Origin of the sequence: Bacillus sp. FJAT-27251 (genome assembly GCF_001273925.1) — a bacterium.
GTDB lineage: Bacteria > Bacillota > Bacilli > Bacillales > Cytobacillaceae > Mesobacillus_B.
Genome location: NZ_LIGG01000001.1, coordinates 1,882,508 through 1,891,614 on the forward strand (window position 1 = coordinate 1,882,508; position 9,107 = coordinate 1,891,614).

General features: G+C 45.8%; 11 protein-coding genes. 9 read left to right on the plus strand and 2 right to left on the minus strand.

Translation table 11 applies throughout. The annotated features are described in order from the left end of the window. From ADU22_RS25160 to ADU22_RS08880, 4 genes are all read left to right on the plus strand, one after another. Positions 1–219, plus strand: a 219-nt coding sequence (locus ADU22_RS25160) for a hypothetical protein (RefSeq protein ID WP_231687857.1), incomplete at its 5' end; no start/stop codon positions are given. A 207-nt stretch (positions 220–426) separates the two neighbouring features. Continuing rightward, complete coding sequence (locus tag ADU22_RS08870; RefSeq protein ID WP_053361824.1) at positions 427–1,155, plus strand: AzlC family ABC transporter permease; 729 nt, start codon at positions 427–429, stop codon at positions 1,153–1,155. Continuing rightward, positions 1,142–1,453, plus strand: coding sequence for an AzlD domain-containing protein (locus ADU22_RS08875; protein WP_502688738.1), 312 nt, complete (start codon positions 1,142–1,144; stop codon positions 1,451–1,453). Before ADU22_RS08870 ends, ADU22_RS08875 begins: the two co-directional genes overlap by 14 nt. A 147-nt stretch (positions 1,454–1,600) precedes the next feature. Beyond that, positions 1,601–2,887 carry a M48 family metallopeptidase gene (locus ADU22_RS08880; protein ID WP_053361826.1) on the plus strand — a complete coding sequence of 429 codons (1,287 nt, stop codon included), beginning with the start codon at positions 1,601–1,603 and terminating at the stop codon, positions 2,885–2,887. 114 nt (positions 2,888–3,001) lie between these two features. Here the strand turns inward: ADU22_RS08880 and ADU22_RS08885 are convergent, their stop codons facing one another. Then, positions 3,002–3,238: an IDEAL domain-containing protein gene (locus tag ADU22_RS08885; protein WP_053361827.1), complete on the minus strand. Its 237-nt coding sequence runs from the start codon at positions 3,236–3,238 to the stop codon at positions 3,002–3,004. A gap of 199 nt (positions 3,239–3,437) precedes the next feature. Between ADU22_RS08885 and ADU22_RS08890 the strand changes: the two genes are divergently transcribed. Next, positions 3,438–4,016: a competence protein ComK gene (locus ADU22_RS08890; RefSeq protein WP_069187966.1), complete on the plus strand. Its 579-nt coding sequence runs from the start codon at positions 3,438–3,440 to the stop codon at positions 4,014–4,016. A gap of 25 nt (positions 4,017–4,041) precedes the next feature. Here ADU22_RS08890 and ADU22_RS08895 read toward each other — a convergent pair whose 3' ends face one another. Next, on the minus strand, positions 4,042–4,422 hold the full coding sequence (locus ADU22_RS08895) for a YhjD family protein (protein WP_053361828.1): 381 nt from the start codon (positions 4,420–4,422) through the stop codon (positions 4,042–4,044). 220 nt (positions 4,423–4,642) lie between these two features. On the opposite strand from ADU22_RS08895, the gene ADU22_RS08900 reads away from it, so the two are divergent. The 4 genes from ADU22_RS08900 (at position 4,643) to lepB (ending at position 9,050) form a co-directional block, all read left to right on the plus strand. Continuing rightward, positions 4,643–6,628 carry a S9 family peptidase gene (locus ADU22_RS08900; RefSeq protein WP_053361829.1) on the plus strand — a complete coding sequence of 662 codons (1,986 nt, stop codon included), beginning with the start codon at positions 4,643–4,645 and terminating at the stop codon, positions 6,626–6,628. Between the two features lie 175 nt (positions 6,629–6,803). Further along, positions 6,804–7,748 (plus strand): LCP family protein, encoded by a 945-nt coding sequence (locus tag ADU22_RS08905; RefSeq protein WP_082252813.1) that lies wholly within the window; start codon positions 6,804–6,806, stop codon positions 7,746–7,748. 86 nt (positions 7,749–7,834) lie between these two features. Continuing rightward, entirely contained in the window at positions 7,835–8,449 is a 615-nt protein-coding gene (locus tag ADU22_RS08910; protein WP_053361831.1) for a TVP38/TMEM64 family protein, read from the plus strand. A gap of 46 nt (positions 8,450–8,495) precedes the next feature. Next, entirely contained in the window at positions 8,496–9,050 is a 555-nt protein-coding gene (lepB, locus tag ADU22_RS08915; protein WP_053361832.1) for a signal peptidase I, read from the plus strand. Positions 9,051–9,107: the final 57 nt, after the last annotated feature.

Here is a 9,107-nt window from a genome sequence, read left to right on the forward strand (position 1 = left end):
AAAAAAGAGGTACTGAGAGGCCGTGTCAGTACCCGAACTCGGCAGAACAGAAGAAAAAAAGTCACTGACAGGCCAGTACCCGAACTCGGCAGAACAGAAGAAAAAAAGTCACTGACAGGCAGCCTCAGTACCCAAAATCGACAGAACAGAAGAAAAAAAGTCACTGACAGGCCGCGTCAGTACCCAAACTCGGCAGAACAGAAGAAAAAAAGTCACTGATAGGCAGCCTCAGCACCCAAAACCGGCAGAACAGAAGAAAAAGAGTCACTGACAAGCAGTACCCAGATCCCCAATTACCCGAAGAGGAGAAAAACAGCCGTTCAAAAATATGGCAGAACTATGTATAATATAGCTTAATTGTTCGTTTTATTAATATATTCATTACTAGAATGCAAACAAATATCAACAAGAGGGGTGTGATTCCTTATGGAAAATGTCATGGCCATTGGCCGGGTTTCAGAATTTAAAAAGGGCCTGCAGGGTGGCATCAGTATTGCCATTGGGTATATGCCGGTTGCGCTTACCTTTGGACTGATTGCTAAAACGACCGGTTTGACATTGGGCGAGACCCTTATGATGAGTTTGCTTGTGTTTGCCGGAGCGGCCCAATACATATCCCTTAGTCTTCTTGCCCAGGGAATAGGCATGGTTGAAATTGTCCTGACAACCTTCATCGTCAATATCCGTCACTTTTTAATGGCGGCCTCCCTGAATGAAAAGGCTGAAGATGATACGCCCGGGAAAAGGATGTTGTATTCATTCGGCATTACGGATGAAACATTTTCTGTTGCCGCCACACAACCGGGCACTGTGTCCACAGGATATATGTTTGGCTTGACCCTTATCTCCTACTCAAGCTGGGTGGTTTTTTCAGGCGTTGGATTTTTAATTGGGGCGGGCTTGCCCAAGACGCTGCAGGAAAGCATGTCCATTGCTTTGTACGCGATGTTTATCGGCCTGCTCGTTCCTTCCATGAAAAAAAGCATCAAGGTCGTTTATCTGGCTGCGCTTGCTGCCTCTTTTAATACGGTCTTTACACTAGGCGAATTGATGTCCACAGGATGGGCCATCGTTTCCGCAACTCTCCTATCGGCCATCATTGTGGAAGCCGTCGAAACGATGAAATCTGGAAAGAAGGTAGATGGCCGTGAATAAGGAAATTGTGCTGATGATTATTGGGATGGGCCTGGTAACCTATATTCCCCGCATGCTGCCATTCATTATGTTCAGGGGGAAAGAATTGCCGCCATTTATCCAGGGAATCCTGAAAAATGTTCCCTATGCAACGCTTGGGGCGTTGATTTTTCCCGCAGTGCTGTATATCCAGGAAGATATTTGGTATGGTATTGTCGGTGCGGCCGCGGCATTTGCCGCCGCTTTTTTAGGGGCCAATGTGATTGTCGTGGTGATTGGCTCCATTGCCGTCCTTAGCGCCTGCTCGTTTTTCTTCTAGTAAATTCAAAATGAAAAGGCATCGGGAATTATTCTTGATGCCTTTTTGGCAATAGGAACAAAATAAGAAAAGCTGTCTTTCTTGTTCTATTTTAGGCTTATCCGCTTAAACTAGTCATATAGGGTTGCACGAAAAGGGGGAATAGCTGTGGCAAGAAAGATTGGCTTTTATGCGATGCTTGCCTATGTGGTTTATGGCTTTCTTGTTTACGGGTATCTATTTTATTTCGCCGATACAAGCTTGCCATTTGAATATCAAGGTTCGAGGGCAGACCCTGCTACCTTTATGAATGCACGGGAACTGATGCTAAGCGAAGAGTATTCGAAGATCCGCAATCTGATGTTTTTCCTCTCCGCTCCTTTGGAGTGGCTGATTTATTTGCTGATTTTGCTGCTGGGCCTTTCCAGGGCGTTCAAAAAATGGGGACAGGAGTCAACAAAGAACAAATTTGGCCAGGCTGCAATTTATGTAATCTGGCTGTCCTTTTTTACATTTTTGCTTACATTCCCATTAAGCTATCTGAGCTATAACCTGTCCAGGACGTATAATATCTCAACGCAGAGTTTTCCGTCCTGGATGAAGGATGAACTGATCGACTTTTGGGTCAGTTATGGAATGATGCTTGTCATTGTCTTTGTATTATACTGGCTGATCAATAAAAGCAGGAAGTTTTGGTGGCTGTTCGCCTGGCTGCTTTCCATTCCGTTCACTCTGTTCATCATGTTTTTCCAGCCGGTAGTGATTGACCCGCTTTATAATGATTTTTACCCGTTAAAAAACAAGGAACTTGAAGCCAAGATTCTTGATCTTGCCAGCAGGGCGGACATTCCGGCGGAGCATGTCTTTGAAGTCAATATGGCCGAAAAAACCAATGCTCTGAATGCGTATGTCACGGGAATTGGGACGAACTCCCGAATCGTTCTCTGGGACACAACGCTTAACAGGCTGAACGACGACCAGATCCTGTTCATCATGGCCCATGAAATGGCCCACTACGTTGAGAAGCATTTATACATTGGCATTGCTGGCTACCTGCTTTTGTCGCTTGCGGGGCTGTATCTTACTGCGAGGGTGATGAACTGGGCAATTGAAGGCTATGGTAAGGATTTGAAAGTTGGCGATATCGGGGACATTCGTTCATTGCCCTTATTTTTGATGATCATTTCAATGCTGGCCTTTGCCGCCAGCCCATTATCCAATTTTGTATCAAGATATCAGGAGACAAGGGCGGACCGCTATGCGATAGAAATGACCGATCACCCTGAAGCCGCCATCACATCGTTCCAGGAACTTTCGCAGGCCGGCTTAAGCCAGGTCAATCCGCCTCTGCTCGTGAAAATATTCCGGTATGGGCATCCCACCATGCTGGAGCGGATCTCAAGGCTCGAGGAATACGAAATCCAGAAGCGGAACAGGGAAGCTGAGAGCCCATGAGAATGGGCTCTTTGCGTTCAGTAACTGCCAGTTCCAGTGCTTGTCCAGTTTTCCTTGAATATCCGCCGCTTAAAAATAAAGATTCCCCCGCAGCAGCGGGGGATTTCGTTTTTCCTATGTGCCGAACTGTCGGTCCAGATCCTTTAATTCATCTGTCAAAGTCAAGAAGAGAGGCTGATTTCGTTCATCAATCGCTTTGTCGATTTTAGCAAGCAGCTGTTTCTTCCGATGGGTGAGCTGAATTTCAGAGAGGAGCATATCAACATATAATTCCAGTACAAATGTTTCTTTTGCCTTGATCCGCTTCATAACGCTGGCCTTCATGATTTCAGAATACGACTTCTCTTTCACTGATCTTCACCTCTTATACCTTTTTTTTATTATATGGAGTTGGAGGCGAATAATCAACTAAATTATTTTAATTTTTAGAAAACTTTTATTCGGGAAATTGTGTATAAATTTAGAACTTTTGGTTTTGATGGGTAAATCTGCCTGGAAACAATGATATGATGTATATTGGGTAATTAGTCCCGATTAAGGAGAGGATGGCATGAATAGAGAGCATAACCACATGGATGAGTATGAGATCAACCCGCTTACAATGATTATTTTCCCATTCCTTTACGGAAGCAGAGTTTTTTCAAAGGTAGTCGAAATGGAAGATGAATACATTTCGCCMTTAAAGCCGCTTGACCTGGTAAAAAGAGGGTGCGAGTACAATCTTTCGGATTACGAAGCCAGGAAAAAAGCAACCAGAACGCTGACTGGGATCACACATAAAATCCCCATCGCCATAGACCCCTTTAGCTCCGTTTATTTTTTGCCAACCATATCGCCAACCAAAACAGGCTGCATCTGGGTTTCGCACGAGCATGTTCTCGATCACAGACGCCATGACCCGCATAGCACACGGGTTATCTTCAGGAATAAAAAGGCCTTCATTCTTCCCGTCTCCTATAGTTCCTTTGAAAAACAGCTGCTTAGAACTTCGCTCCTAAGGACGAGGACTTTACAGAGAATGAAGGAAAATGAAAGAAGGGCAAGCTATCTGATAAGCGGCCGGAAAGCCCAGGAAGAAAGGCAGCCAGTCCTCATAAATGAAAGGTATCTGTTTGACCAAAATGAATAAATGGCAGAGACCCTGTTTTAGGGTCTTATTTAATTAAATTGGATGTTTGCCTGTGCCTTTTGAACAGATAATGGATCATCAGCTCCTGTACTTTATTGCGTATTCTCGGGTTAAAATAATTATGATGTTCTTCATACCCCCTGTAAAGGAACAGGTACATGGTAAAAGCCTCATCCTGCTTGACCTTTTCAACGCGCAGGCTGTTTTGCTTCATGTAGCTTTTAACCACGGCCAATTCCTGCTGGATGGCTTTCATCGTTTCTTCAATCAATTCAAGATAAGGTTTTTTTAGCTTGAAGCCACTCTTTTCAACAACGATAAGATCACGGTCAAGAATGGTCAGCACCATTGGCAGGTAAATGGCCTGCTCCATGATATCACGGTCTTTTTCAGGTATCCTTGTCATCTGTGTTTGCTCCTTTTAAATTTCGGAACATATGTTCTGTTATTATATCGTACTGTATGGACAGGATTGTTTTCAAGTGATTTTAAATTAAGAGCTATCTAATTTACGTTTTTCCACCTCACTTAAAAAAATTCACCAAACAAAATCTTTTTCATAGAAGGGAAATTATTTCTGTTATTGAAATATAAAGAGCAGGAAACCGGCAAAGGAGGAAACAATCATGCAATCTAAACAACTTGCCCAACCGGAGGATTTGCTGGAGTTAAAATCGGTCACTGACCCGCAAATATCGCCGGACGGGAAGAAATGTGCCTATGTTCAGACAGAAATTGTCAAAGGGAAAAACGACTATGCCTCTAATTTATACATATTGGACCTTGCCGGAAACTCAGAACCAAAACAATGGACGTTTGGGAACGTCCGCAACCATTCGCCGAAGTGGTCTCCGGATGGCACAAAGCTGGCATTTGTTTCAACAAGGGAAGGAAAAGCCCAGATTTTTGTCCTTGAAGCTGGAGGAGGAGAAGCAAGGAAACTGACTTCCTGCCCTCATGGCGCAAGCGGACCCATCTGGTCGCCCGACAGCAGAAAAATTGCTTTTTCAGCACTTCTGAAACCGGGGGAAGAGTTGATTTCAGAGAAAGAGGAGGATAAAGAAAAGAAGCAGGCCAAACCTCTCGTTGTGGATAAAATGAAGTATAAGTCAGATAGTGCCGGATTCTGGGATGGAACCTACAAGCAGGCAGCGGTTGTTGATGTACAAACCCGCAAAACAGTGCTTCTTACTAAAGGAGAGAGTGACAGCCAGGCTGATAGCTGGTCACCGGATGGAGAATGGGTGGCGGTGTCAGGGAATCCGAATACAGACCAGGATTTCTCTTTCCACCGTGATGTACGCCTTATTCATATTCAGACGGGGAATGAAACGGTAATTACAAATGGCAGGGGATATTTTGGGGATGCGGCCTTTTCTCCGGATGGAAAGTATCTTGGCTATCTTGGACATGAACGTGAATATGAAAATGCAACCCTTGTAAAACTGTGGCTTTATGAACTGGAAACTGGAATTACCACTTGTGTGACGGATGGGCTTGACATCCATGTCGGCGATGCCATGGCCGGTGATTTCCAGCAKGGAGCCAAGGTGCCGGGAATCCTGTGGGGCAGGGAGGGAAGCTTTTACTTCCTGGCTTCCGATAATGGGAATACGGTGATTTATTATGGGAATGTCAATGGGGAGGTTTATCCTGCCTTGCTGGATGACCAGCATGTGTACGGCATGTCGCTTGACCCCCGGAAGCAGGAGATTGTGGCGGCCATCAGCAGGCCGGCACTCCCGGGCGAATTATTCAAACTCGAGGTGACGACAGGGCAGCTAAAACAGCTGACGGCAGTCAATGAAGCTTATGCCCGTACTCTAAAGATTAGTGAACCGGAAAGAATCCAATTCAACTCAAGTGACGGCCTGAACCTTCATGGCTGGCTGCTCAGGCCGACCCTGTTCCGGGAAGGGGAGAAATATCCTCTAGTGGTTGAAATCCACGGAGGGCCGCACGCCATGTATGGCAACACCTATTTTCATGAACTTCAGGTCCTTGCGGCGAAGGGCTATGCGGTTTTGTATATAAACCCCAGAGGAAGCCACGGGTATGGACAGGATTTCGTTGATGCGGTAAGAGGCGATTACGGCGGCGGGGATTACGAAGATATCATGGCTGCAGTCGATTATGCGCTTCAAACGTACTCCTTCCTGGATGGAAATCGTCTGGGTGTCACGGGAGGCAGCTACGGCGGCTTCATGACGAACTGGATTGTCGGGCATTCGACCCGCTTCAAGGCGGCTGTTACCCAGCGGTCGATCTCAAACTGGATCAGTTTTTACGGTGTCAGCGACATCGGATATTATTTTACAGAATGGCAGATAAAGGCTGATTTCAAGAACCTGGACAAATTGTGGAAGCATTCTCCTCTTGCCTACGCGGATAAAATCCAAACTCCGCTTCTGATTCTGCACAGCGAAAAAGATTACCGCTGTCCCATCGAACAGGCTGAACAGCTTTTTATTGCCCTTAAAAGGCAAGGCAAAAAGGCGAGGCTGGTCCGGTTCCCCGAATCGAACCACGAACTTTCGCGCAGCGGCAAGCCTGAGTTTAGGCTGCAGCGGCTGGAATATATAGCAAGCTGGTTCGAAGAGAATTTAAAATAAGAAAGGATTCCGCAAAGCTGACCGCTTTGCGTTTTTTTTAGGAGGGCAAAAAAAAATGCGCAAAACAGGTTAAGCAAGGGAAAAAAGAAGGAAAATAAGAGCAACAGGAAATGAAACCTTTGAAAGGGTTTTAATGTCAACATATATATCTGACAAAATGGTTGGAGGAGATTTGATGAGAGCAGAGCGCCATGAGAGAAAAAAGCGGAAGGGCCGGCGGAGAATCAGATGGGCATCTGTTTTGGTTGTTCTTTTCCTCCTGGCTGGAGGAGTCAGCCTATATGCCTATCTCCAATATCGGTCCGGAGTCGCAGCATCCCAGCAAGTTGCTGGGGAAAAACCCGAGGAGTATCCTTTTGAAGGAAGAAGGGATGAAAATGGCTTGGCGAATATCCTCCTTCTGGGCAGTGATTCCAGGAAAGGGGAAAAGGCGCGGACGGATACGATCATGATTGCCAGCTACAATCCTGATAAAGGAACCTATAAGCTCGCTTCCATCATGCGTGATACGTACGTAAGCATTCCGGGGCATGGGGAAAATAAAATCAATGCGGCATTTGCCTATGGCGGGCCGGAACTGGKGCGCCAGACCATTAAAGAGAATTTTGATGTGGAATTTCAATACTATGCAATTGTGGATTTTAAAGGATTTGTCAATGTGATTGATACCGCTTTCCCCAACGGTGTCGAAGTGGAAGTTGAAAAACAGATGTCGGACAATATTGGCGTAACGCTTGAACCCGGCGTTCAAAGGCTGGATGGAGAGCATCTGCTTGGGTATGTCCGGTTCAGGCAGGATGCGATAGGAGACTTTGGCAGGGTTGAGAGGCAGCAAAAGGTCATCAAGGAAGTTGGAAACCAGTTTGCAACCTTCCAAACAGTGCCCAAGCTTCCCAAGCTCGTCGGAGTTGTTACTCCCTTCGTCAATACAAATCTAAGCACAAGGGATATGATTTCAATCGGCAAAGGGTTTCTGTCCAAAGAAAGCCGGAATGTTGAGACACTTAGAATCCCGGTAAAAGATTCTTTCCAGGATATGCGGGTAAGCGGGGCCGGCCTTGTCCTGTCCATCGACCTGGAGCAAAACCGCGAGGCCTTGAAGCAATTTTTATATGAATAATTTGCCATCTGCTTTTTTAAGGAATCAAAAAAGGTGTACAATGGGTATGAGGCATACATACCCTCTTTGCAATAAAGGAGAATTCAATGGATTTCGAACTTCTGAAGGAATGGATCACACTAGAAAATTTAATGGATTTAATCGGTCAATACCGGGCTCTGGGCCCTTTTGCGGGAATCCTTCTGCCGCTGCTGGAAGCGTTCCTGCCGTTTCTGCCTCTCTTTTTGTTCGTCATGGCCAATGCCAACGCTTTTGGTCTATGGCTGGGGTTCCTTTTTTCCTGGATAGGGGCCTGTACAGGAGCCATGCTGGTTTTCTGGCTCGTCCGTAAATATGGACAGAGGAGGATGCTGCAATTCCTGCAGAGGCACAAGCAGGTACGAAAAGGGATGAGCTGGGTGGAGCGCCATGGATTTGGCCCGTTATTTCTGCTGCTCTGCTTCCCTTTCACTCCCTCTGCACTTGTAAATATAGTGGCAGGCCTTTCCAAGATAAGCCTGCACCAATATATGCTCGCCGTTATGGCCGGCAAAATGGTGATGATATTTACCATCAGTTTCGTGGGCCATGATATTCGTTCACTTATCACGCAGCCTGTCAGGACAGCCATTGTTGGCCTGATTATATTTGCTCTGTGGTATGTAGGCAAGTTAATTGAAGTAAGAATGAATATGAGTGTTGATAAGGACCATGCTGAATAGCCCGCAAACGAAAAGGACAAGGTCGAATAAAGAGGCGGTGGTTTGGTTGAACGATGGATTGAAAAGTGAAGGTGCACAGTGGCTGAAGGCTGCGGCGGCAGGTGTCATCCTTTTCGCGTTTATTAGGACATTCTTTTTCACCAGTTATATTGTTGAAGGGGAATCCATGATGCCTACGCTGGAGGAAGGCAATAAGCTGGTTGTCTATAAGATTGGCTTTCACCCGGAAGAGCTGGAGCGGTTCGATGTAATTGTCTTTCACGCAAATAAAAAAGAAGATTATGTTAAAAGAGTCATAGGCCTTCCCGGTGACCAGATTGAATATCGGGACGATGAGCTGTTCATTAACGGCAAGAAAGTAGATGAGCCGTTCCTGGAAAAATACCGGGCCAAAGTCTTTAATGGTTCTCTGACAGGCAACTTTACCCTCGAAGAGATCACGGGAAAGAAAAAGGTTCCGGAAGGACAGCTTTTTGTGATGGGCGATAATCGCCATGGCAGCTGGGACAGCCGCCACTTTGGCTATATTCCTGTTAAGGAAGTTGTGGGGAAAGTAAATCTCAGGTATTGGCCGCTGGAAGAATTGGATATGTCATTTTAGTGCATCCGGAGGGATGCATTTTTTAATAGTAGAGTGCACAATACGGGCAAACACGGT

What these genes read in the sequence shown, in the direction of transcription:
- ADU22_RS08895 (WP_053361828.1), bottom strand. Translation starts at nt 4,422, where the DNA reads ATGACAAGGATACCTGAAAAAGACCGTGATATCATGGAGCAGGCCATT.
- ADU22_RS08910 (WP_053361831.1), top strand. Translation starts at nt 7,835, where the DNA reads ATGGATTTCGAACTTCTGAAGGAATGGATCACACTAGAAAATTTAATG.
- ADU22_RS08875 (WP_502688738.1), top strand. Translation starts at nt 1,142, where the DNA reads ATGGCCGTGAATAAGGAAATTGTGCTGATGATTATTGGGATGGGCCTG.
- ADU22_RS08870 (WP_053361824.1), top strand. Translation starts at nt 427, where the DNA reads ATGGAAAATGTCATGGCCATTGGCCGGGTTTCAGAATTTAAAAAGGGC.